Origin of the sequence: Salmonella sp. SAL04196 (genome assembly GCF_046550835.1) — a bacterium.
Taxonomy (GTDB): domain Bacteria; phylum Pseudomonadota; class Gammaproteobacteria; order Enterobacterales; family Enterobacteriaceae; genus Salmonella; species Salmonella enterica.
The window spans coordinates 20102-44017 of the sequence record NZ_JBGDXE010000004.1 but is presented as its reverse complement, the minus strand read 5'-3'; the positions used below and the strand labels follow the sequence as shown (position 1 = coordinate 44017).

Below are 23916 nucleotides of genomic sequence, written 5' to 3'. Positions count from 1 at the left end.
AGCGCTGTTTTTGCACTGAACGCATCTGCGGGATTTGACGTGCGGATGTATTTAGCATACAAGGAGTACCGATTTGAGAGTCGTGCTTTTCGTTGCTGACGCATTGATTAATGCGCTTTGCCTTGCCGAAGGTGTGCATAAGACCGATGATAAACGGCTGAATGTCCGCTGATGCAGACGTATTGGTTCTGCGGATTGCGCACAATTGTTTGAAAGTAGAGCAATTTGTAGGCCGGATATGTTGTTCTGGTCGCCATCCGGCAACGCTAACTCGGGTTTTGCAACAATCAGGCTTGGTGATTTATTCAGTTGCCAAACCCGCTTGAGTATTGAGATAATTTTCAGTCTGACTCTCGCAATATCTTATGAGGTTTCAGTTCATGTCCTGCTGCGCTGGGTGTCTGTGAAGCGGGTTTACCATTAACGAATAGTCTTAGTAGTACCGAAAAAATGGCAGAGAAACGCAATATCTTTCTGGTTGGGCCTATGGGTGCCGGAAAAAGCACTATTGGGCGCCAGTTAGCTCAACAACTCAATATGGAATTTTACGATTCTGATCAAGAGATTGAGAAACGAACCGGAGCTGATGTGGGCTGGGTCTTCGATGTTGAAGGTGAAGACGGCTTCCGTAATCGTGAAGAAAAAGTTATCAACGAATTGACGGAAAAACAGGGTATTGTGCTGGCAACCGGCGGTGGCTCTGTAAAATCGCGTGAAACGCGTAACCGTCTCTCCGCGCGTGGCGTCGTGGTCTACCTTGAAACGACCATCGAAAAACAACTGGCGCGTACGCAGCGTGATAAAAAACGCCCGCTGTTGCAGGTTGAAGCACCGCCTCGCGAAGTTCTGGAAGCGCTGGCTAACGAACGCAATCCGCTGTACGAAGAGATTGCCGACGTCACCATTCGCACCGACGATCAAAGCGCTAAGGTTGTGGCAAACCAGATTATTCATATGCTGGAAAGCAACTAATTCAAGCAGAATACGCTGGGTAAGCGGGCACAAGTAACTAAGGTGGATGTCGCGTCATGGAGAGGATTACAGTCACTCTCGGGGAACGTAGTTACCCGATCACCATCGCGGCTGGTTTGTTTAACGAACCAGCTTCATTCTTGCCGCTGAAATCAGGCGATCAGGTCATGTTAGTGACCAACGAAACCCTGGCGCCGCTTTATCTGGACAAGGTTCGCGGCGTACTCGAACGGGCGGGCGTTAACGTAGACAGCGTGATTCTTCCTGACGGCGAGCAGTATAAGAGCCTGACGGTGCTGGATACGGTGTTTACGGCGTTACTGAAAAAACCGCATGGTCGTGATACCACGCTGGTCGCGCTTGGCGGCGGCGTGATTGGCGATCTCACCGGTTTTGCGGCGGCCAGCTACCAGCGAGGCGTACGTTTCATCCAGGTGCCAACTACCTTACTGTCGCAGGTTGATTCTTCCGTGGGCGGGAAAACCGCCGTCAACCATCCCCTTGGCAAAAACATGATTGGCGCGTTTTACCAACCCGCTTCTGTGGTTGTCGATCTTGATTGCCTGAAAACGCTTCCCGCACGCGAACTGGCATCGGGACTGGCAGAGGTGATCAAATACGGCATTATACTCGACGCAGACTTCTTCACTTGGCTTGAGGATAATCTGGATGCGCTATTGCGTCTGGACGGTCCGGCGATGGCGTACTGTATTCGTCGTTGTTGCGAGCTGAAAGCCGAAGTTGTTGCCGCCGACGAGCGTGAAGCGGGCTTACGTGCTTTACTGAATCTTGGACATACCTTTGGCCACGCCATTGAAGCGGAAATGGGATATGGCAATTGGTTACATGGTGAAGCCGTTGCCGCAGGTATAGTGATGGCTGCGCGCGCATCCGAGCGTTTGGGGCAGTTCAGTTCTGCTGATACGCAGCGCATCATCGCTCTACTCGAACGGGCCGGGTTGCCAGTCAATGGCCCTTGCGAGATGTCCGCGCAGGACTATTTGCCGCACATGCTGCGAGATAAAAAAGTGTTAGCGGGGGAGCTGCGTTTAGTGCTTCCGCTGGCCATAGGGAAAAGTGAAGTGCGCGGCGGAGTGTCGCACGAAGTCGTTCTTAGCGCGATTGCTGACTGTCAGCAGGCGTAACAACAAGAAAGGTCAGACTGATATTGCGTAGATGTCAGTCTTTTAGCTTCAGGTTATGTGCAATGTCGTAAGCATTAACCTTTGAGTGGGGTGTTAAATGGATGAATTCAAACCAGAAGACGAGCTGAAACCCGATCCCAGCGATCGTCGTACTGGTCGTTCTCGTCAATCTTCAGAACGCGATAATGAGCCACAGATCAACTTTGATGACGTTGATCTGGATGCCGACGATCGCCGTCCGACGCGTACGCGTAAAGCGCGTAGTGAAGAACCTGAAGTTGAAGAAGAGTACGAATCCGATGAAGACGATACGGTGGACGAAGAGCGTGTTGAACGCCGTCCACGTAAGCGTAAAAAAGCGGCCCATAAGCCAGCCTCTCGTCAGTACATGATGATGGGCGTTGGCGTACTGGTGCTGCTGCTATTGATTATCGGTATCGGCTCCGCGCTGAAAGCCCCCTCAACGTCTTCCAGCGAGCCGTCGGCCTCTGGCGAAAAGAGTATCGATCTTTCCGGTAACGCCGCCGATCAGGCGAATGCGACCCAGCCTGCGCCGGGCGCCACCTCCGCAGAACAAACCGCGGGCAATACGTCGCAGGATATTTCGTTGCCGCCGATTTCTTCAACGCCGACGCAGGGACAGTCGCCTGTGGTCGCTGACGGTCAGCAGCGCGTGGAAGTGCAGGGCGATCTGAATAATGCGCTGACGCAGAATCCAGAGCAGATGAACAATGTTGCGGTGAACTCTACGTTGCCGACAGAGCCTGCAACCGTCGCGCCAGTTCGCAATGGCAGCACGACGCGTCAGGCGGCGGTTAGCGAACCTGCCGAGCGTCATACCACGCGTCCGGAACGTAAACAGGCCGTCATTGAACCTAAGAAACCGCAGACCACGGCGAAAACCACGACTGCGGAACCGAAGAAACCGGTCGCGCCAGTGAAACGCACGGAACCGGCAGCGCCAGCCGCGACGCCGAAAGCGACCACCACGACGGCTGCGCCGACAGCGACGGCAAGCGCTGCGCCAGTACAAACCGCGAAGCCAGCGCAAGCCTCGACGACGCCTGTCGCAGGCGGCGGGAAAAGCGCCGGCAACGTTGGCGCGTTAAAGAGCGCGCCATCCAGCCACTACACATTGCAGCTCAGTAGTTCTTCAAATTACGACAACCTGAACGGTTGGGCGAAGAAAGAGAACCTGAAAAATTATGTGGTATACGAGACGACGCGTAATGGACAACCGTGGTATGTGCTGGTAACGGGGATGTATGCTTCGAAAGAGGATGCTAAACGTGCGGTGTCCACCTTACCTGCCGATGTGCAGGCGAAAAACCCGTGGGCAAAACCGTTGCATCAGGTTCAGGCCGATCTGAAATAATCCAGGCTGTGTCCTGCAATTGCCTGTGAGTGTCGCTGACAGCTATTTTTGTTCAGGACAGGCGCGAGGGGCGCATTTGCTACCGTCAAATGCGCCGTAAAGCAACGCGGCACAGCCTAAAGCGCAGGATGCTGTCGGAGCTTTCTCCACAGCCGGAGAAGGTGTAATTAGTTAGTCAGCATGAAAAAAAATCGCGCTTTTTTGAAGTGGGCAGGGGGAAAATACCCTCTGCTTGATGATATCAAACGACATTTGCCAAAAGGCGAGTGCCTTGTCGAACCTTTTGTGGGTGCCGGATCGGTGTTTCTTAACACCGACTTTTCTCGTTATATCCTCGCCGATATCAACAGCGACCTTATTAGCCTCTATAACATCGTGAAGTTACGTACTGACGAGTACGTACAGGCTTCGCGCGAGCTGTTTATGCCTGAAACTAACCAGGCTGAGGTCTATTACCAACTCCGTGAGGAGTTCAACACCTGCCAGGACCCCTTTCGTCGGGCGGTACTATTTTTATATCTGAACCGCTACGGTTATAACGGACTCTGTCGCTATAACTTGCGCGGGGAATTTAATGTACCGTTTGGTCGTTATAAAAGACCTTATTTCCCGGAAGCGGAGTTGTACCACTTTGCAGAAAAAGCGCAGAATGCGTTCTTTTACTGTGAGTCATACGCAGACAGTATGGCGCGTGCGGACAAGTCGTCGGTGGTCTATTGCGATCCGCCTTATGCGCCGTTGTCCGCCACGGCTAACTTCACAGCGTATCACACCAATAGTTTTAGCCTGACGCAACAAGCGCATCTGGCGGAAATCGCTGAGAATCTGGTCAGTAACCGGATACCGGTGCTCATTTCCAACCATGATACGGCGCTCACACGCGAGTGGTATCAACTCGCAAAATTGCATGTCGTCAAAGTTAGACGCAGTATAAGCAGCAACGGCGGCACACGTAAAAAGGTGGACGAACTGCTGGCTCTGTACCAACCAGGAGTCGCCACGCCTGCAAGAAAATAATTCTCAAGGAGAAGCGGATGAAACAGTATTTGATTGCCCCCTCAATTCTGTCGGCTGATTTTGCTCGCCTGGGTGAAGACACCGCCAAAGCGCTGGCTGCCGGTGCTGATGTTGTACACTTTGACGTCATGGATAATCACTATGTGCCGAACCTGACTATCGGCCCGATGGTGCTGAAATCCCTGCGTCAGTACGGTATTACCGCGCCTATTGATGTCCACCTGATGGTCAAGCCAGTCGACCGTATCGTGCCCGACTTTGCCGCCGCTGGCGCGAGCATCATTACCTTTCACCCGGAAGCCTCCGAACATGTTGACCGCACGCTACAGCTGATTAAAGAGCACGGCTGTAAAGCGGGGCTGGTATTCAACCCGGCAACGCCGCTCAGTTATCTCGATTACGTCATGGACAAACTGGATGTGATCCTGCTGATGTCCGTGAACCCAGGCTTCGGCGGCCAGTCTTTTATTCCGCAGACGCTGGATAAACTGCGCGAAGTGCGACGCCGCATTGATGCGTCCGGTTACGACATTCGCCTGGAAGTGGATGGCGGCGTGAAGGTGAACAATATCGGCGAGATCGCCGCAGCAGGCGCGGACATGTTTGTTGCAGGGTCGGCAATTTTCGATAAGACCGACTACAAAAAAGTGATTGATGAAATGCGCAGTGAGCTGGCAAAGGTAAGTCATGGATAAGTTGCAGAATATTCGGGGCGTCGCCTTTGATCTTGACGGCACGCTGGTGGATAGCGCGCCGGGTCTTGCCGCGGCGGTGGATATGGCGCTGTATGCGCTGGAACTGCCGGTCGCGGGCGAGGAGCGCGTGATTACCTGGATTGGTAACGGCGCAGACGTATTGATGGAACGCGCGCTGACCTGGGCTCGCGAGGAGCGCGCCACGCTGCGTAAGACGATGGGGAAACCGCCCGTTGATGAAGATATTCCTGCCGAGGAACAGGTACGCATTCTGCGTAAATTGTTCGACAGGTATTATGGCGAAGTGGCGGAAGAAGGCACCTTTTTATTTCCGCATGTCGCCGACACGCTGGGCGCGCTGCACGCCAGCGGATTGTCATTAGGTTTGGTGACCAACAAACCGACGCCGTTCGTCGCGCCGTTGCTGGAATCGCTTGATATCGCCAAATACTTTAGTGTGGTTATCGGCGGCGATGATGTGCAAAATAAGAAGCCGCATCCGGAGCCGCTGTTGCTGGTGGCAAGCCGGCTGGGCATGATGCCGGAGCAGATGCTTTTTGTCGGCGATTCGCGTAATGATATTCAGGCTGCAAAAGCGGCGGGCTGCCCTTCGGTTGGCCTGACATACGGCTACAATTATGGCGAAGCGATCGCTCTTAGCGAGCCGGACGTCATTTATGACAGTTTTAACGATCTTTTGCCCGCACTTGGGCTTCCGCATAGCGATAACCAGGAAATAAAAAATGACTAAGCCCATCGTTTTTAGTGGCGCACAGCCCTCAGGTGAATTGACCATTGGCAACTATATGGGGGCATTGCGTCAGTGGGTAAACATGCAGGATGACTATCATTGCATCTACTGCATCGTAGACCAACATGCTATTACCGTGCGTCAGGACGCGCAGCAGCTACGTAAAGCGACGCTGGATACGCTGGCGCTGTACCTGGCATGTGGTATTGATCCTGAAAAGAGCACTATTTTCGTTCAGTCCCATGTGCCGGAACATGCGCAGCTTGGCTGGGCGCTGAACTGCTATACCTATTTCGGCGAGCTGAGCCGTATGACGCAGTTTAAAGATAAATCTGCGCGCTATGCGGAAAACATTAACGCCGGCCTGTTTGATTACCCGGTGCTGATGGCGGCAGACATCCTGTTGTACCAAACCAATCTGGTGCCGGTAGGCGAAGATCAGAAGCAGCATCTGGAACTGAGCCGCGATATCGCCCAGCGTTTCAACGGGCTGTATGGCGATATTTTCAAAGTACCGGAACCGTTTATTCCAAAATCCGGCGCGCGCGTGATGTCGCTGCTGGAGCCGACAAAGAAAATGTCCAAATCGGACGATAACCGTAATAACGTCATCGGCCTGCTGGAAGATCCGAAATCGGTAGTGAAGAAAATCAAACGAGCGGTCACTGACTCCGACGAGCCGCCGGTAGTGCGTTATGATGTGAAAGAGAAAGCGGGTGTCTCTAACCTGCTGGATATTCTTTCCGCCGTGACCGGTCAGAGCATTCCTGAACTGGAAAAACAGTTTGAAGGTAAAATGTATGGCCATTTGAAAGGCGAAGTGGCGGAGGCGGTTTCCGGAATGTTGTCTGAGTTGCAGGAGCGCTATCATCGTTTCCGCAACGACGAAGCGTTCTTGCAGAAGGTGATGAAAGACGGGGCGGAAAAAGCCAGCGCACGTGCGGCCGAAACGCTGAAAGCCGTTTACGAAGCTATTGGCTTTGTGGCGAAACCGTAAGGGGTATTGCGTGCCCGATGGCGCGAGCTTATCGGGCCTACAAACGAGCGTAAGTTGGACAAGGCATCTGCGCCGTACCGTTTATCTGACCTGTAAAAAAACCGGGAAAATCCCGGTTTTTTTGTATCTGCGCAGTCGTTTCTATTATTGATCGGCAGCCGGGCCGCAACCACCAATAATTTTAGAAATAGAAATTGCAGGGTGCAGCAAATAATCGTAGCTGCAGTTGTTTTTTTTGTTTTCGATATGACCGGTACAGGCGGTGAGCGTTGCCAGAACCCCTGCCACAATGGCAATTTTTACAAATTTGAACATGTCAAAATCCTTGTTGATAAAACGAACACTAATGGTGGAATAAATATAAGATCTATTTAGCGTATAGTACGATAGCAATTAATAAACCATGCAGGTAGTCCAAATAAGGACTTCATCTTTACCAGTAAATATGATTTAAAAAAGGCCGCTTAATAATAAGCGGCCTGTATTAGTGTTATATAATGTCGTTTATTTAACGAAATGTTTTCTTAACGTTAAGCATAAAGCCTTTATCGCTGATACCGTCTTCCTTCCACTGGTACGCATCCAGATGTAGCGCAGTATCATTGCTGCTATATTTCACGCCGATGGTTGCCAGGCCATTAACTCCGCCGCCTTTTTGACCGTCATCTATGCCGAACGATTGACCCGCCGCACCCTGTAATGACGCTGTACGCTGGCTCTTGCTGTAGCTCAGGTTCGGGCCGCCTTCCAGGGTAGCGGTGGCGCTCCAGCCGTCTTTCCCGGCGTAATCCAGCTTCAGACCGACAAGAGAGTCTACCGCCGTTTCGTTGCCAGAGTTCATGGACAGGTTAAAATCTCCGGCGCTGCGCTCTTTGTAGCCATCTTCCATGGTGTGGCGGAATTTCACCCCGGCATACGGCGTGACTTTCAGCGTATCACTCATCAGAGTGAAGGTTTTTGCCCCTTCGCTGCGGAACTCAAGGTACTGCTGACGTACGTCGGAATCCGCCACCTTGTTGGTGTCGCCATACGAGACGGAGCGACTGCTGTCCAGGTTATGCACGTCATAACGCAGGCTGTTATTCCACGCCAGACCTTCTTCAAACGCCATGCTGTGCTTCAGGCCGAAGAACTGACTGTAGCCGCCGGTCAGGCCGTTATCGCCCGCGGTTTTCGAACCGTCGCCATCCAGACGCGCAATACCGTACTCCAGCGTCAGATTCTGGCTTGTGGTCAAATCCAGCTTCTGGCGCAGCGCCAGCATGTCGTACTGAGTGTCGTTGCCCAGTTCAGCGCGCGGATCGCCTTTCGCCACTACGTTAAACGCCAGGCCGTCTTTAATCTGCGGGGCCGCGTCGGCCAGCATGTTAAAGCGGTTACTGAGGATGCGCGCTTCGCGGAACACGGTGGTGGCCTGAGCGCCGCTGACCTGTTTCAGAGCGTTGTTCAGTTCGGCGGTGGTGCCAACGTTGAGGCTGGTGTACAGCTCGTTGTTGGTATAACCGGCGTCCAGCGCGCTCGCCACGCCGGAGACGCTGGCGTCGGTCGCGACATCGGCATAGGCGTTTTTGGTCATGGTGACGTCAACGTTGCCGTCGCTGTCCTGGCTTCCCTGCGCGTTCCACACCACGGTAGTGGACTGGATTGCGCCGGCGTCAGACAGGTTGCTGCCTTCGACCACGTTGTCGAAGCTGACGGTGGTGTCGGCGGTGCCTGCGGCAAAGCCGGTGTTGATTTCCACGCCGTTCATGCTGGCGTTGCTGACTTTAAGCTTACCGGCGCTGCCGTCGGCGCTGGTGCCGACCACGTAGCCGGACAGGTTGTTGGTGGTGGATGAGCCTGCGCTGTCGCCGGTGGTCACGGTCGTCATGCCATCGTTAATGGTCGGTTCCGTTGGCGCAATAAAGTCAACATAATGCACTTCCGTACCGTCGCCGTTTTCACCGCTGCCTTCGATGGTTTTACCGCTCTGCTTGATAAAGCCGGAGCCGGTTACGCTGTCATCAATATAAACCGTACCGTTGTTGACGATATGGCCGTTGCTGCCTAACTGGCTGAATGCATACGAATTACTGGCGTAGATATTGATGGTGCCGTTGTTTTCGATAACCGCATCGGATTTTGCGTCAGACTCAAGCTGCATCCCGACCATGCCGGTCTGCGTGGTGCCTTTAGTACCGACGTTAATTTCACCGTTGTTGACCATCTTCGCGCTGCCATGCGCCGACATCGCCACATTGCCGGTTTTATCAATGTTGATGGTACCGTCGTTAATTGCCTTGCTGCCGCCGTTATTTTTCGCCGTGGTGATCTGCCCGTTGATGACGCCAGTGCTGCCGTTATACAGAGTGTGTGTATTTTTTCCCGTCGCGATATCGGCATCGCTATTCACCGTTCCCCAGTTATTGAAGGCGCCAGCCCACAGGCCGTCGTTTATTAGCGTTACGACGCCGCCTTCGAGGTTATTAAACGTACCGCCTTTATCAACAGAACCATTGTTGATGATCCCTGCGTTATTAACGGTTGCGGCACCGGTAAAGTTCAGCTTATCGATTTCGCCGCCTGAGTAGTTATTCAGTACCGTACTGCCCGATGCGCCGACCCAGGCCGACACTGTGCCTGTGTTATTCATGGTGCTGGCCCACTGCTCAACCGCGTTCATGGAACCGCTGTTGTTGATAATGGAACCCGCTACCGTGGTCCCCGTTTTCCCGGTCACGGTGCCGGTATTGTTGAACATGCCGCCGTCTACGGAAACGGCAGCCGTTGTTCCCTCGTTGGTGTAGACGCCGCCTTTGTCGATGCCGACGCTGCTGATGCTGCCGGTGGCTTCGTTGATGACATCACCGTAATTTCTGACGGTGACCTTGCCGCCGCTGACGATGCCTGCGTTGGTGACGTGTACGGTCTGCGTTGCGATCGGACTGGTGATAATGGTTTCGCCAGTAAGCGTTTCACCTGCGGCGGTAATGACATCGCCATCAGCAAAAGCCAGGGAGACGTTGCTGTCGGTCGGGTTGTACTGGTCGCTGCTCTGACAGTTGCTGTCAAAGCACACGGTGCCGTAGTTAATCACGCTGCTGTTGTTGTCGGCCAGGAACGGTTTACCGTAAGAGGCATCGATATTGATGGTGCCAGTGGTATCGTTGATGACGGTCCCGCCGTTGAGCGCCGCCATGCCGACCAGCTGGTTATCATCGGTTTTGGTGACGCCCTCATCGGCGGTGAGATTAATGGTGCCCTGGTTAATGGCGACGCCGCCATTGAGCGCCATCATGCCAAACCCGGCGTTGTTAACGTTAATGGTGCCGGTATTGGTGGCGGTGGCGTCGCCATCACCGTCGGTTGAGCCTGCGACCATTCCTGAACTGGTGAGATAGAGCGATGACGGATGCCAGTAGTCTGTACTGGTAATATTACCTTCATCATCCAGCGTCGGAACAAAACCGTCCAGATAAATATCGCCTGCGTTCAGCGCCGTTCCTCTGCTGGCGCTAACCCCATATACGCCAGCACCCTGCAAATGGATGGCGGCGTCTTCATCATTGACAACATCGCCATATCCAGAAGCGAGCATTGCATAGAAGGTATGGCTGTACCATTTCAGCGGGAAATAGGAAATACCGTAATTTTTTACAGGTTGCCGGTCAGATATGATGGTGATATCGCCGCCAGATTGGTTATGAACCACTGAACCTGCGCCGTTGGCGCGGGTAACGGCAGTACGATCGTCGCCGCCGTTGTTGCTGGTTGCGTAAATCAGGATCTCACCGCTGTTGCTGATGGTTGCGCCATTGTCGGCGCGCATAATGGAATAGACGCCGTGGCTTGTGATATCGCCCTGGTTCGCAATTGATGAATTTTCTCCGTTAGCGATTAATAGCGCATTGTCAGTGTAAGCGTCAACATTTATATAATTAGCATTAATATCAATGGTTGAGTCGTCATCCAGAATCAGAGAACCGCCGTTGCTGACCCTGGCCAGTATGACCTCGCCTCCTGTAACGGTGGTTGTATCTATTGTGGACTGGCCGCTTAGCGTAACTTCGCTGTCGCCGTTGAGATTGATACCTGTGACGGTGCTGGACGAGGTATCCCCACCCTCGCTATGGGTAATGTCAATACCGCCGCGGATATTTACGTTGTTACCGTCACCTGTAATGTCCAGACCGGTGACGTCCAGAGCTTGCCCGCTGACTGTCGACAGATCGCCGACGTTGATGTCAAGTGCGCCATTAAGGGCGATATCGTTGTTGGCGCCGCTCACGGTGATACCGATTAGTGAGGGCTGCCTGGCAATCAGAGAATCCTGTTCGTGCTCAGCGCTCATATTCACGTTGCCAGCGATATTGACGGTGTTGCTGTCGCCGCTCACGTTTACGCCCGTCGCGCCGCGGAATACGCCATCGCTGTCCTGCTCGGAAATAACGTTAATATCGCCATCCAGCGTAACCTGTGACGTATTGCCGCTCACCAGCGCGCCGGTGCCGTTGAGGCTGACGTTAATATTCCCTTTGTTGCGGAAGGCGTTTTGTTCGCCAGCGACCACAAAACCCACCGAGTCCTGATCGCGGACGGTGGCGTTACCGGTATTTTTTGCTTCATTTCCGGTGCCGTAGGTGATGATACCCATCGCGCCGTCGGTGACCAGCAGATCGCCCGCCTGGGTCAGACTGCCGTTGTCGCCATTGATAACTACAGCGGCAGAGCCTGCGCCATCCACTGCGATATCGCCGGTATTGGCGATACGGGCCTTACTGCCGTCAATTCGCGTACCGGTCGCGCCGCCGGAGATGGTCTGATCGCCTTCATTGATAATGAGCGTGTTATCGCCATCGACATACAACGCAGCGGACCCCGCGCCGCTGACGGTGGTGTCCCCGACATTATCGATAACCGCGTTGTCGCCGATAATATGGCCGCCGGTGGCGCCGTCGGTGATGGTCATATCGCCGTCGTTGCTGACGCGCGCGTTATTGCCGTCAATGGTGGTGCCAGTGGAGCCTGCGCCGCTGATACTGGAAGTACCGGTATTCTGAACCGTGGCGTTGTCGCCATCAATGACGATGGCGGTGCCGCCGCCGCTCACGGTAATGTCGCCGGAGAAATCGGTGGTGGTATTATTACCGGAAATCAGCGCGCCGATGGCGTTGTCTACCGTTGAATGGCCCGAAATGGTGTTGGTGGTGCCGTCGCCGGAGATCACCATGCCGGTGGCGCCGTCGGTCACACTGGAGTCCCCGGTGAGCGTGTTGACGGTTCGATCGCCGGAAATAATCACGCCGGTGCGATCCTGGCCGCTGATATCCATGCCGCGATCGGAGGTATGCGATTCGCCGTCGCCGGTGATAACCGTGGTGTTATCGTCGGCAATAATCAGATAGCCCCGGCTGTCGTACTTCCAGTAGAGACCGTTTTCCTGGGTGCCTTCAATCACGGCGGCATTGGCGTCAGTCACGTCCCAGCCGGTGACGTTCAGCGTTTTGCCGTCTTCGGTGGTCAACTGCCACTGGTCATCCTGTTCTGAATAATTCCACACGGCGCCCTCGAGAACGCTGCCGTTATCCAGTTTGAAGCTATCGAAGGCCAGGGTGTCTTTGCCTTTATCGATGGTGACGCCGTTGCTGAAGGTAGTAACAGAATTATCTGTGGGCGTGTCGTCGTCATCGCCGCTATCGTCAGGCGGGGTTACATCGTCATCGCCGCTATCGTCAGGCGGGGTTACATCATCATCGCCGCTATCGTCGGGCGGGGTCACATCGTCATCGCCGCTATCATCGGGCGGGGTTACATCATCATCGCCGCTATCATCGGGCGGGGTTACATCATCATCGCCGCTATCATCAGGCGGGGTCACATCGTCATCGCCGCTATCATCAGGCGGGGTCACATCGTCATCGCCGCTATCATCGGGCGGGGTGACGTTGCCGCCATTGTCGGGCGTAGGGGGGGTATAAGAATGAGTAGAATCTCCGCCACCGTTATTTTCAACGCCAATAGCCACACCTGCGACCAGGGCAGCAACGCCGCCAGCAACCCAGCCCCAGTGATTATCATTTTCAGGTAATGTAGCAAGGCAGGTCGGTGAGAGTTTTGCGCGTTTTTCTTTAGGCAGGGAGGAGATATTACTGGGACATTCTTTTTCATCATCGTTATTTTCTGCGGCGATGGCCGGAATGTAATAACTTTGTAGCGTTAAAGCGATCGCGATAGAAATAAGTTTTTTCTTTTGCATAGGGTTCATCCTTAATTAATATTTTCCTTGCGTACTAAACATATGCAGAGAGCGATACAGGCAATGATGAAATGGCCAGAAGAAAATTATGCTTTAGTGTTTATTTTATCACCCGATAACCAGGTCAGGTCAAATTGAGTGCTTAACGGTGTTATTTATTAGGTGAATGAATGATGGGGGAATTTGACGAATAAAAGGGTTTTTACGCAATATTATTAATATTTAAATTCACGTGGTGTATTTAAAATGGATTGCTTAATTTAATTTTAAGTAAAAATAATTTGGGGTTACGAATAGTTGTAAAATAAAGCCCTGAATAACAGGGCCTTATTTTAATTAATGATTAGAGAACCAATTTAATTTATCGCGTAAACCAACGACCCGGCCAACGATAATCAGCGCCGGGCTTTCAACCTGTTGCGCTAATTCCCCGAGCTGCGTCAGCACACCGTGGACGACGCGTTGCTTCACGGAGGTGCCGTTTTCTACCAGCGCAACCGGCATATCGGCCTGCATACCGAATGCGATCAGTTTGTCCTGGATAGTCGCTGCCTGATTAAGCCCCATGTAGAACACCAGCGTCTGTTTTTCTGCCGCCAGGTTTTCCCAGTCCAGCTCGCCGCCGGTTTTCAGGTGACCCGTGACCAGACGTACGCTCTGGGCGTAATCGCGATGGGTTAGCGGAATACCGGAGTAGGCGGAGCAGCCGGAAGCCGCGGTAATCCCCGGCACGACCGAGAAAGGAATACCGGCATGGCACAGCGTTTCCAGTTCTTCGCCGCCGCGACCAAAGATAAAGGGATCGCCGCCTTTCAGGCGTACCACGCGTTTACCTTTTTGCGCTTCACGCAGCAGGATCTGGTTGATTTCCTCCTGTGGGACGCAGTGGTAACCCGCGCGTTTCCCCACAAAGACCCGATCGGCATCGCGGCGTACCAGGTTCATAATGTCGTCGGAGACGAGGCGATCGTAAACCACGATATCCGCCTGTTGGATTTGTTGTAACCCTTTCAGCGTGAGCAGTCCGGCATCGCCCGGCCCGGCGCCAACCAGCACGACTTCGCCACGGTGATCCAGCGGTTCGCTAAACAGGTGTTCGGTTGTCGCGTTAACCGCTTTCTCATCGGCATTCGCCAGCGACTGCGCCAGCCGGTCATTGACGAAAAATTTTTCCCAGAAGCGACGACGTTCGCCCATCGTGGCAAACTGCTTTTTCACTCGGGCGCGGAGTTGTCCGGCATAGCGCGCGACCTGCCCCAGATGCTGCGGCAGCAGCGACTCCAGTTTCTCGCGCAGCAGACGCGCCAGCACCGGAGAAGTGCCGCCCGAGGAGACGGCGACCATCAGCGGCGAGCGGTCAATAATGGAGGGCATGATAAAGCTGGCGGCTTTCGGCGCATCCACCACGTTGCAGAAGATGCGGCGTGACTCCGCCGCTTCACTGACGCGCTGGTTGACGGTATCGTCGTCGGTAGCCGCGATCGCCAGCCAACACGAGTCGAGAAGCGTTTCGTCGAACGATCCCTCAACCAGAGTCAACATGCCTTCATTTGCCCATACGGTGAACTGTGGAATAAAGGTGAGCGCATTGACCGTTAAACGTGCGCCTGCTTCCAGCAATAACCGTGCTTTGCGTTCTGCGACATCGCCACCGCCGACGATCAGACAGTCGCGGTCGCGTAATTGACAAAATATAGGCAAATGGTCCACGACATTACCCCTTAATGGTTGGCTGTAACCTTAATTTGGTTGGTTTTTTGCGGAACAGGACGCTCCGATTTCGGCGTAGCATACCAATAACCCAATCCCATGAACACGACGCCGGACAAAGTATTACCCAGAGTGACCCACAACAGATTGTGTCCGATTCCGGACAGGGTATAAGCGTCGCTGTGATGACCAAACCAGGAGAGGGCGAACAGCGTCATATTCGCGACGGAGTGCTCGTAGCCGGAAGCGATAAACGCCAGCAGGCACCACCAGATAGCAAGAAATTTCGCCGTGCCTTCGGTGCGGATCGCCATCCAGATTGCCAGACAAACCAGCCAGTTACACAGCGCGCCTTTGAAGAACAGTACCGTGGCGGGCGCGGTGGTTTTCGCCAGCGCGACTGAGTGAACGATGCTGGTATCGACCGGCAACAAACTGCCGCCGCCCCAGCTGTAAAGCAGGGCGACAAAGACGGAGCCGACCAGGTTGCCAAGCCAGGTTTGCGGCAGGATAGCCCACATTTGACCGTGGCTGATGGTGCCAGCTTTGACGCCCAGCGTCAGGAACATGGTGTGGCCGGTAAACAGTTCGGAACCGGCGATGATGACCAGCGTTAAGGCGATACCAAAGGTCGCTCCCATCACCAAAGGACGCACTGACGGGTCGAGCAGATTGCCGAGGGTGAAAATAAGAATGATGCCGAGACCGACATAAGCCCCGGCCATTGCCGAACTGACCCAGAAGCCGAGCGGATTATTCGCCGACAGGCGTGCGATGCGCGCAGCGTTAGCCGCACACTTATTGATAGTGTCTGTAAACATTTGATTATCCTTTTCTCACTTCATCCTTTGCACTGCCTCTTTGTTGGCTGCCCTCGCTCACCCCAGTCACATAGTGAACTATGTGACTGGGGATTTGCTCAGTTGCCGCCGCGATGCAGTACAAATGATTTTGTGATAACAATTAAAATGAAAAAAATACAAAAAAGGGGAGGCGTTGCGCCTCCCAAAAATAATTAACCGCGCAACTGCACCACGCCGTCTTTTACCCGCGCGTCGTAATGTTTCACAGAAAACTGTTCGTCTTCCATGCACAAACCATCGCTCAGGCGAAAGCGCTGTTTCTTCAGCGGGCTGGCGACCCACAGTTCGCCCTGGTGTTCCGCAATCAGTCCACGAGACAGCACGCTGGCTTCAAAGAACGGGTCGATGTTGCTGATCGCGAATACCTGATCGCTATGGTAAGGACGGAAAATCGCCACCTGTTCGCCGCCTGACAGCGCGCAGACGCCGGTTCCCGGCAGAATGTCATCGATTTTGCAGATGTTTTGCCACTGGCTCATGCGTTTTCCTCCACCAGAGTGACCGGGATACGTTCATACGGCGTGGCCGGACGATGCTGTTCGCGTTCCGGCACAACCTGAACATTTGGGTCGCGCTTGTCGCTGTTGATAAAGTGTTTGAAACGAACCTGCGCCGCTGGCGTGTTGACGGTCTCCGTCCACTCGCAGACCACCGCTGCGCGCAGGCGCGCCATCTCTTCTTCCAGATGTTCGTTCAGGCCCAGCTTGTCGTCGATGATGACCGATTTCAGATAGTCGATGCCGCCTTCCAGGTTGTCTAACCACGGTGCGGTACGGGTCAGTTTGTCGGCGGTACGGATGTAGAACATCATAAAGCGGTCGAGATACTTGAGCAGCGTGTCGCGATCGAGATCGGCTGCCAGCAGATCCGCATGACGAGGTTTCATGCCGCCGTTACCGCAAACGTACAGGTTCCAGCCTTTCTCAGTGGCGATGATACCGACATCTTTACCCTGCGCTTCCGCACATTCACGGGTACAGCCGGAGACGCCGAACTTCATCTTGTGCGGGGTACGAATACCTTTGTAGCGGTTTTCCAGCTCCACGCCGAAACCGACGCTGTCGCCCACGCCGTAGCGGCACCAGGTGCTGCCGACGCAGGTTTTCGCCATCCGCAGCGCTTTGGCGTACGCGTGACCGGTTTCGAAGCCCGCTTCAATCAGTTGACGCCAGATTTCCGGCAGATCGTCTTTTTGCGCGCCAAACAGACCGATACGCTGAGAACCGGTAATTTTGGTATAGAGGTTAAACTCGCGGGCGATACGACCCACGGCCACCAGACCTTCCGGGGTGATTTCACCGCCAGCGGAGCGCGGGATCACCGAGTAAGTACCGTCTTTCTGGATATTCGCCAGGAAGTTGTCGTTAGTATCCTGTAGCGGCGTGTGCTGCGGTTTGAGGATGTATTCGTTCCAGCACGACGCCAGCAGCGAACCGACGGTCGGCTTACACACTTCGCAGCCGTAGCCTTTACCGTGTTTCGCCAGCAGTTCTTCAAAGGTTTTAATGCCTTCCACGCGGATTAAGTGGAACAGTTCCTGACGAGAATAAGCAAAGTGCTCGCACAGGTTGTTGTTGACTTCAATACCCTGTTTCGCCAGTTCGGCGTTCAGTACCTGCGTCACCAGCGGGATGCAGCCGCCGCAGCCGGTTCCGGCTTTGGTTTCCGCTTTCAGCGCCGCCACGGTATGGCAGCCTTTATTGATAGCGGCGATCAGATCGCCTTTAGTCACATCGAAGCAGGAGCAGATCTGCGCGCTGTCCGGCAGTTTATCCACGCCGATAGAGGGTTTACCACTGCCCGCGTGCGACGGCAGGATCAGCGAATCCGGGTTTTCCGGCAGTTCGATGGCGTTCAGTACCAGTTGCAGCAAATTGCCGTAATCGCTGGTGTCGCCGACCAGTACTGCGCCGAGCAGCGTTTTGTTATCTTCGCTGACAATAAGACGTTTGTAGACTTCTTTGCTTTCATCGAGGTAAACGTAGCTACGCGCGCCCGGCGTGCGGCCATGCGCGTCGCCGATGCCGCCGACGTCCACGCCCAGCAGCTTCAGCTTGGCGCTGAGATCCGCCCCTTCAAAGGCGTTTTCACTGCCGAGGATATGGTCAACGGCGACCTGGGCCATTTTATAGCCCGGTGCCACCAGACCGTAAACGCGGTTGTTCCAACTGGCGCACTCGCCGATAGCGTAGATATCCGGGTCGGACGTCTGGCAGGTGTCGTTAATCACGATCCCGCCGCGCTGCGCGACGGCCAGACCGCACTGGGTAGCCAGCTTGTCGCGTGGGCGAATACCGGTAGAGAAGACGATAAAATCGACTTCCAGCTCGCTGCCGTCGGCAAAACGCATAGTCTTACGCGCTTCGTTACCCTGCTGAACAATCTCTTGCGTGTTTTTACTGGTGTGTACACGCACGCCCATGCTTTCGATCTTGCGACGTAGCTGCTCGCCGCCCATCTGATCGAGCTGTTCCGCCATCAGCATTGGCGCAAATTCAATGACGTGCGTTTCCACGCCGAGGTTTTTCAGCGCGCCAGCGGCTTCCAGCCCCAGCAGACCGCCGCCGACCACCGCCCCGCGCTTGCTGCGACGGGCGCAGGCTTCGATAGCGTTGAGGTCTTCAATGGTACGGTAAACGAAGCAATCCTGTGTTTCGGAGCCTTTAATCGGCGGAATCCACGGATATGAACCGGTCGCCATGATCAGCTTGTCATAATAAACGGTACGACCCGCGCTGGAGTGAATCACTTTCTCCTGACGGTTAATGGTAATTGCGCGTTCGCCAACCAGTACCTTCACGCCGTGCTTCTCGTAAAATCCTTCACGCACCAGAGAGAGCTCTTCCGCGGTGTGGTGAGAGAAGTAGGATGACAGGTGGACACGGTCATAGGCTTTACGGGGTTCTTCACAGAACACGGTAATGTCGAACAGGCTAGCGTCGGATTTATCAAGGAGATCCTCAATAAAGCGGTGGCCGACCATACCATTACCGATAATAGCGAGTCTGACTTTGCTCATTTTTGCCTCGATTTCTTTTTTATTACCGCCTACCTTAACGATTCAGCAACCCCGCTTATTGATGTAAATCAAATTCACCTTTATATACCTCTTAATGGGTATATGGCTGATTTGTCTGGATTTTTATAAGTGGTGGAATTGTCAGGCTTTTCAGGTTTGTACAAATAACATACAAAATGAGGGGTTTTTAGACCAACAGGCCTACCTCGTCAGGAGGGGGGGATAGAGTGCCGGAGGGCGACGTCGCCTTATCCGGCCTACCAACAGCTTACGCTGTAGGCCGGATAAGACGCATCGCGTCGCCATCCGGCAATCATTATCAATGCGCCGCTGGCGAACTATGCTGACGATGACGGGATACAAAGCCGAGCGCAAAGCACATCACAAAGACCACCGCATACAGACCATTCGCGGTGAGTAACGCCGCCTGTGGACCGCTGTGCGCCACAATCGGGCCGGTGACGACGAAGGTCAGCATCGTTCCGATGGTGCCGCAGGTCAGAATAAAGTTAACCAGCTTAGGCGAGGCCACTTTCGTTTGCTGCGATCCCAGCGTAATGATGGAGGTATAAATGGCGCTGGAGAAGAAGCCCAGCGTCAGAATAAACCACGGCATATGCGCCTGCGTGCCGGTAATAAACAGATACATCAGGATCGCCGCCATACCCGCCAGTACGGTCAGAATGCGTTGCAGATCGAAAAAGCGCAGGATAAAGCTGAACGCCCACATACCAAACATATAGGACATCCAGAAATCACTCACCAGCGCCCCGGCGTCATTCAGGCTCATGCCGAGGCCTTTGGCATATTCCGGCACCCAGGAGATAAAGCCCAATTGACCGAGGATATAGCACAGCGCGGCGACGGCGAGAAACAGTACGCCAATGCCCCATTTTTCTTTGGCGACAGGTGCCTGAGAGTGCTGCGCATGTTTACCCAGCGCCGGAAATTCACAGCCGAAGGTCAGGATGAAAATCGCCAGGTAGACCAGGCCGATGCAGGCGTAGACCCAGTACCACTCAATACTACGCGCCAGCAGGAAGGCGGCGACCATAGGAAAAATCATCCCCGCCATGCTGAAGAAGGAGTCGGTAAACAGCAGCCGGGAACCGCGCTGACGCCCTTCATACAGTTGCGTAATCAGGAAGGTGCCAATCGACATGGTGATCCCGCTGACCAGCCCCAGCACAAACATCGCCGCTGAGAACAACGCCAGGCTGTGGCTGAACATCAGCCCGGCCACCGCCAGCACCATCAGGATAAAACCAAAGCGTAGCTGTGTTTTCAGCGGGATGATTTCCATCAGCCACGCATTGAGGAAGATCGAGATCAAAATCCCGGTGTTCAGGAAAGTGAAGGTGTTACTCATGCTGGAAACGGGCAGCTGAAAATAGTCTGCGATATTTCCCATCACCATCCCGGTGACAATCACCAGCGCCCCGGTCAGGGCGTAGGAAAGAAAGCTGATCCATGTGAGCTTGATGCGGTTGCTGTTAGTCATGTCTGGCCTTGAAGAGAAGTGAAGCGCGTGGAGGGCGCGTTAAGCGGGCAGATTTTAGGCGCTTTTGTGATGCATTTAAATAATTATTAGTGATAGTAATGTTCATTACATTTTTTAATGTGATGTTTGTCACATCATATTGCAAGAATACGGCGTTGCGTCGTAACGTTACATTTGTTTCATATACGTAAAATTAGGTAAAGGGCTGGCCTGGCCCAGGAAGGCTCTTTAAAATCATTCCACTTGCTTTATTTCTGCTCTCTTTAAGGAAATCTCATGCTCAAATCGACTCTGGCGGCTGTCGCAGCTGTTTTCGCTCTTTCTGCTCTTTCTCCCGCAGCGTTGGCAGCAAAAGGCGATCCTCATGTGCTGTTAACCACCTCCGCCGGGAATATTGAGCTGGAGCTGAACAGCCAGAAAGCGCCGGTTTCTGTGAAAAACTTTGTCGATTACGTCAACAGTGGTTTCTATAACAACACTACGTTTCACCGCGTTATTCCTGGCTTTATGATTCAGGGCGGTGGTTTTAACGAGCAGATGCAGCAGAAGAAACCGAATCCGCCGATTAAGAATGAAGCCGACAACGGTCTGCGTAATACTCGCGGCACGATCGCGATGGCGCGCACCGCAGATAAAGACAGCGCCACCAGCCAGTTCTTTATTAACGTCGCGGATAACGCTTTTCTCGACCACGGCCAGCGCGACTTTGGCTATGCGGTATTTGGAAAAGTGGTAAAAGGTATGGATGTCGCCGATAAAATCTCACAGGTACCAACGCACGATGTCGGGCCTTATCAGAATGTGCCGACAAAACCAGTCGTTATCCTTTCCGCGAAAGTCCTGCCATAAAATAAAATATGACTGCGCGGGTGCGAGCCGCCCGCGTTTTCTCCCTGTCTCAGCGTAACCTGAAATTGCTGCTTATACTTGTGGTCAAGCACAGACATATTCAGGGAGGCCAGGTGAAGAAACTTACCGATAAACAAAAGTCACGCTTTTGGGAACAGCGGCGCAACGTTAACTTCCAGCAAAGCCGCCGTCTCGAAGGTATTGAGAGCCCCTTAGTAACCCTAACCGCCGATGAAGCGCTGGCACGTCTTGACGAGCTTCGGAGGCACTATGAGCGATAAATTTGGCGAAGGGCGCGATCCGTACCTCTATCCGGGGCTGAATGTGATGCGTAATCGGCTGGGGATTCATCAGGCCCAGCGACTGGCGCGAGCGGCATATGAAATGACCGCGCTCCGTGCCGCCACGATTGAACTGGGGCCGCTGGTACGCGGCTTGCCTCATCTGTGCGCGATTCATCGCCAGCTCTATCAGGATATTTTCGACTGGGCAGGGCAACTGCGGGAGGTCGATATTTACCAGGGCGATACCCGTTTTTGCCACTTTGCCTATATCGAAAAAGAGGGCAACGCTCTGATGCAGGATCTGGAAGAAGAGGGCTATCTGGTCGGTCTGGCGCACGAGAAGTTTGTCGAGCGGCTGGCGCATTACTACTGTGAAATTAACGTACTCCATCCGTTTCGTTTAGGGAGCGGGCTGGCGCAGCGCATCTTCTTTGAACAGCTGGCCTTACATGCAGGCTACGCGCTGAGTTGGCAAGGTATTGCGGTTGAAACATGGCAGCAGGCGAACCAGAGCGGCGCGATGGGCGATCTCTCCGCTTTGCAGGCGATTTTTCAGAAAGCGATAAGCGAAGCTCGCGAAACTGAGTAAAATAGTGCGGTTCTACTGACCACCCGGAGCCGCCATGATCCTGCTTATCGATAACTATGATTCCTTTACCTGGAACCTCTACCAGTATTTTTGTGAACTGGGCGCGGAAGTGCAGGTCCGGCGCAATGATGCGCTGACGCTGGCGCACATTGACGCTTTGAACCCGCAAAAAATCGTTATCTCTCCTGGCCCCTGTACGCCAAATGACGCTGGCATTTCACTGGCGGTTATCCGCCATTATGCCGGACGTATTCCGATGCTGGGCGTTTGCCTGGGTCATCAGGCGATGGCGCAGGCCTTTGGCGCGTCGGTGGTGCGGGCAGCGAAAGTGATGCACGGTAAAACGTCACCTGTTACGCATAATGGACAGGGCGTGTTTCGGGGATTGCCCAGCCCGTTAACCGTGACACGTTACCACTCGCTGATTGTCGACCCTGCCACGTTGCCAGAGTGTTTTGAGATCACCGCCTGGAGTGAAACGCAGGAGATTATGGGCATTCGCCACCGCGAGTGGGATCTGGAAGGCGTGCAGTTCCACCCGGAAAGTATTCTCAGCGAACAAGGACACGCTCTGCTGGAAAATTTCCTCCGGCGTTGATTTGTGGTTGCTATTGAGTGATTTTTTATTCATATTTTGTGATTATAATTTCACTGGCATTTCTACTTAACCGGGTGGTAATGATATGGCAACTGAACAAACGGCTATTACGCGCGCAACTTTTGATGAGGTGATTCTGCCTGTTTATGCACCGGCGGACTTTATTCCGGTCAAAGGTAAAGGCAGCCGCGTATGGGATCAGCAGGGCAAAGAGTATATCGATTTCGCCGGCGGGATTGCAGTGACTGCGCTGGGCCATTGCCATCCGGCACTGGTCGAGGCGCTGAAATCCCAGGGGGAAACCTTGTGGCATACCAGTAACGTTTTTACCAATGAACCAGCGTTGCGTCTGGGACGTAAACTGATCGACGCCACGTTTGCCGAGCGCGTGCTGTTTATGAATTCCGGCACCGAAGCGAACGAAACCGCTTTTAAACTGGCGCGTCATTATGCCTGCGTGCGCCATAGCCCGTTCAAAACGAAAATCATTGCCTTCCATAACGCCTTTCATGGCCGTTCCTTGTTTACTGTCTCTGTAGGCGGGCAGCCAAAATATTCCGACGGCTTTGGGCCGAAACCCGCCGATATTGTTCACGTTCCCTTCAACGATCTCCATGCGGTGAAAGCGGTAATGGATGACCACACCTGCGCGGTGGTGGTCGAGCCGATTCAGGGTGAAGGCGGCGTGCAGGCGGCTACACCGGAATTCCTCAAAGGGTTACGCGACCTGTGTGACGAGCATCAGGCGTTGCTGGTGTTTGATGAAGTGCAGTGTGGGATGGGGCGCACCGGAGACCTGTTTGCCTATATGCACTACGGCGTCACGCCGGATATCCTCACCAGCGCCAAAGCGTTAGGCGGCGGTTTTCCGGTGAGCGCCATGCTGACCACGCAGGAAATCGCCTCGGCCTTCCATGTCGGTTCGCATGGTTCAACCTATGGCGGTAATCCGCTGGCCTGTGCGGTGGCTGGCGCGGCATTCGATATTATTAATACGCCAGAGGTACTACAAGGCATTCACACTAAGCGGCAACAGTTTGTGCAACATTTGCAGGCGATTGACGAGCAATTTGACATTTTCAGCGATATTCGCGGCATGGGGCTGCTGATTGGCGCGGAACTGAAGCCGGAGTACAAAGGTCGGGCGCGCGATTTTCTGTACGCAGGCGCGGAGGCTGGCGTGATGGTGCTCAATGCCGGAGCCGACGTGATGCGTTTTGCCCCATCGCTGGTGGTGGAAGAGGCGGATATCAATGAAGGAATGCAGCGCTTTGCGCAGGCGGTAGGGAAGGTGGTTGCCTGATGGCGGATTGCCG

Annotated in this window: 19 protein-coding genes; 12 read left to right on the top strand and 7 right to left on the bottom strand. The window is 53.9% G+C overall.

Annotated elements, in window-relative coordinates; translation table 11 throughout:
- Positions 1-450 precede the first annotated feature (450 nt).
- The 7 genes from aroK (at position 451) to trpS (ending at position 6952) form a co-directional block, all read left to right on the top strand.
- Positions 451-972, top strand: a complete 522-nt coding sequence (aroK, locus tag ACLJPE_RS15370; protein WP_000818621.1) for a shikimate kinase AroK — start codon at positions 451-453, stop codon at positions 970-972.
- 56 nt (positions 973-1028) lie between these two features.
- Positions 1029-2117, top strand: a complete 1089-nt coding sequence (aroB, locus tag ACLJPE_RS15365; RefSeq protein ID WP_000439820.1) for a 3-dehydroquinate synthase — start codon at positions 1029-1031, stop codon at positions 2115-2117.
- 97 nt (positions 2118-2214) lie between these two features.
- The gene (gene damX, locus ACLJPE_RS15360) at positions 2215-3492 is read left to right on the top strand and encodes a cell division protein DamX (protein ID WP_000343142.1); all 1278 of its coding nucleotides are present in this window, start codon (positions 2215-2217) and stop codon (positions 3490-3492) included.
- A 180-nt stretch (positions 3493-3672) separates the two neighbouring features.
- Positions 3673-4509, top strand: coding sequence for an adenine-specific DNA-methyltransferase (dam, locus tag ACLJPE_RS15355; protein WP_000742132.1), 837 nt, complete (start codon positions 3673-3675; stop codon positions 4507-4509).
- 17 nt (positions 4510-4526) lie between these two features.
- Complete coding sequence (gene rpe / locus ACLJPE_RS15350; protein WP_039513570.1) at positions 4527-5204, top strand: ribulose-phosphate 3-epimerase; 678 nt, start codon at positions 4527-4529, stop codon at positions 5202-5204.
- A complete protein-coding gene (gene gph / locus ACLJPE_RS15345; RefSeq protein ID WP_000359652.1) occupies positions 5197-5955 on the top strand; it encodes a phosphoglycolate phosphatase in 759 nt (252 codons plus the stop codon). The genes rpe and gph overlap by 8 nt, the downstream gene beginning before the upstream one ends.
- A complete protein-coding gene (gene trpS / locus ACLJPE_RS15340) occupies positions 5948-6952 on the top strand; it encodes a tryptophan--tRNA ligase (protein WP_000165562.1) in 1005 nt (334 codons plus the stop codon). The genes gph and trpS overlap by 8 nt, the downstream gene beginning before the upstream one ends.
- 144 nt (positions 6953-7096) lie before the next feature.
- Here trpS and ACLJPE_RS15335 read toward each other — a convergent pair whose 3' ends face one another.
- The 7 genes from ACLJPE_RS15335 to tsgA form a co-directional block, all read right to left on the bottom strand.
- Positions 7097-7267, bottom strand: coding sequence for a YhfL family protein (locus ACLJPE_RS15335; protein ID WP_000472321.1), 171 nt, complete (start codon positions 7265-7267; stop codon positions 7097-7099).
- Between the two features lie 193 nt (positions 7268-7460).
- Positions 7461-13187 (bottom strand): autotransporter domain-containing protein, encoded by a 5727-nt coding sequence (locus ACLJPE_RS15330; RefSeq protein WP_052893983.1) that lies wholly within the window; start codon positions 13185-13187, stop codon positions 7461-7463.
- Positions 13188-13523: 336 nt separating this feature from the next.
- Positions 13524-14897: a siroheme synthase CysG gene (cysG, locus tag ACLJPE_RS15325; protein ID WP_031602271.1), complete on the bottom strand. Its 1374-nt coding sequence runs from the start codon at positions 14895-14897 to the stop codon at positions 13524-13526.
- 11 nt (positions 14898-14908) lie between these two features.
- Positions 14909-15718 carry a nitrite transporter NirC gene (gene nirC / locus ACLJPE_RS15320; protein WP_000493576.1) on the bottom strand — a complete coding sequence of 270 codons (810 nt, stop codon included), beginning with the start codon at positions 15716-15718 and terminating at the stop codon, positions 14909-14911.
- 194 nt (positions 15719-15912) lie between these two features.
- Positions 15913-16239 carry a nitrite reductase small subunit NirD gene (nirD, locus tag ACLJPE_RS15315; RefSeq protein WP_000084814.1) on the bottom strand — a complete coding sequence of 109 codons (327 nt, stop codon included), beginning with the start codon at positions 16237-16239 and terminating at the stop codon, positions 15913-15915.
- The gene (gene nirB, locus ACLJPE_RS15310) at positions 16236-18779 is read right to left on the bottom strand and encodes an NADPH-nitrite reductase large subunit (RefSeq protein ID WP_000049253.1); all 2544 of its coding nucleotides are present in this window, start codon (positions 18777-18779) and stop codon (positions 16236-16238) included. The genes nirD and nirB overlap by 4 nt, the downstream gene beginning before the upstream one ends.
- A 319-nt stretch (positions 18780-19098) precedes the next feature.
- Positions 19099-20280, bottom strand: coding sequence for an MFS transporter TsgA (tsgA, locus tag ACLJPE_RS15305; RefSeq protein ID WP_039513579.1), 1182 nt, complete (start codon positions 20278-20280; stop codon positions 19099-19101).
- Between the two features lie 276 nt (positions 20281-20556).
- Here tsgA and ppiA point away from each other — a divergent pair, with 276 nt between their 5' ends.
- The 5 genes from ppiA to ACLJPE_RS15280 all read left to right on the top strand — a co-directional run bounded on the left by ppiA (position 20557) and on the right by ACLJPE_RS15280 (position 23903).
- Complete coding sequence (gene ppiA, locus ACLJPE_RS15300) at positions 20557-21129, top strand: peptidylprolyl isomerase A (protein ID WP_000920478.1); 573 nt, start codon at positions 20557-20559, stop codon at positions 21127-21129.
- A 113-nt stretch (positions 21130-21242) separates the two neighbouring features.
- Positions 21243-21410, top strand: coding sequence for a YhfG family protein (locus ACLJPE_RS15295; RefSeq protein ID WP_039513610.1), 168 nt, complete (start codon positions 21243-21245; stop codon positions 21408-21410).
- Positions 21400-22002: a putative adenosine monophosphate-protein transferase Fic gene (locus tag ACLJPE_RS15290; protein ID WP_052893984.1), complete on the top strand. Its 603-nt coding sequence runs from the start codon at positions 21400-21402 to the stop codon at positions 22000-22002. Before ACLJPE_RS15295 ends, ACLJPE_RS15290 begins: the two co-directional genes overlap by 11 nt.
- A 34-nt stretch (positions 22003-22036) precedes the next feature.
- Positions 22037-22600, top strand: coding sequence for an aminodeoxychorismate synthase component 2 (gene pabA / locus ACLJPE_RS15285; protein ID WP_000601879.1), 564 nt, complete (start codon positions 22037-22039; stop codon positions 22598-22600).
- A gap of 85 nt (positions 22601-22685) precedes the next feature.
- Complete coding sequence (locus ACLJPE_RS15280; protein ID WP_000190031.1) at positions 22686-23903, top strand: aspartate aminotransferase family protein; 1218 nt, start codon at positions 22686-22688, stop codon at positions 23901-23903.
- Positions 23904-23916 lie beyond the last annotated feature (13 nt).

Bases quoted from the DNA above. Each gene is read 5' to 3' on its own strand.
- gph (WP_000359652.1), top strand. From the start codon at position 5,197: ATGGATAAGTTGCAGAATATTCGGGGCGTCGCCTTTGATCTTGACGGC.
- aroB (WP_000439820.1), top strand. From the start codon at position 1,029: ATGGAGAGGATTACAGTCACTCTCGGGGAACGTAGTTACCCGATCACC.
- pabA (WP_000601879.1), top strand. From the start codon at position 22,037: ATGATCCTGCTTATCGATAACTATGATTCCTTTACCTGGAACCTCTAC.
- damX (WP_000343142.1), top strand. From the start codon at position 2,215: ATGGATGAATTCAAACCAGAAGACGAGCTGAAACCCGATCCCAGCGAT.
- rpe (WP_039513570.1), top strand. From the start codon at position 4,527: ATGAAACAGTATTTGATTGCCCCCTCAATTCTGTCGGCTGATTTTGCT.
- nirB (WP_000049253.1), bottom strand. From the start codon at position 18,779: ATGAGCAAAGTCAGACTCGCTATTATCGGTAATGGTATGGTCGGCCAC.
- dam (WP_000742132.1), top strand. From the start codon at position 3,673: ATGAAAAAAAATCGCGCTTTTTTGAAGTGGGCAGGGGGAAAATACCCT.
- ppiA (WP_000920478.1), top strand. From the start codon at position 20,557: ATGCTCAAATCGACTCTGGCGGCTGTCGCAGCTGTTTTCGCTCTTTCT.
- ACLJPE_RS15280 (WP_000190031.1), top strand. From the start codon at position 22,686: ATGGCAACTGAACAAACGGCTATTACGCGCGCAACTTTTGATGAGGTG.
- tsgA (WP_039513579.1), bottom strand. From the start codon at position 20,280: ATGACTAACAGCAACCGCATCAAGCTCACATGGATCAGCTTTCTTTCC.
- trpS (WP_000165562.1), top strand. From the start codon at position 5,948: ATGACTAAGCCCATCGTTTTTAGTGGCGCACAGCCCTCAGGTGAATTG.
- nirC (WP_000493576.1), bottom strand. From the start codon at position 15,718: ATGTTTACAGACACTATCAATAAGTGTGCGGCTAACGCTGCGCGCATC.
- ACLJPE_RS15290 (WP_052893984.1), top strand. From the start codon at position 21,400: ATGAGCGATAAATTTGGCGAAGGGCGCGATCCGTACCTCTATCCGGGG.
- ACLJPE_RS15330 (WP_052893983.1), bottom strand. From the start codon at position 13,187: ATGCAAAAGAAAAAACTTATTTCTATCGCGATCGCTTTAACGCTACAA.
- ACLJPE_RS15335 (WP_000472321.1), bottom strand. From the start codon at position 7,267: ATGTTCAAATTTGTAAAAATTGCCATTGTGGCAGGGGTTCTGGCAACG.
- aroK (WP_000818621.1), top strand. From the start codon at position 451: ATGGCAGAGAAACGCAATATCTTTCTGGTTGGGCCTATGGGTGCCGGA.
- nirD (WP_000084814.1), bottom strand. From the start codon at position 16,239: ATGAGCCAGTGGCAAAACATCTGCAAAATCGATGACATTCTGCCGGGA.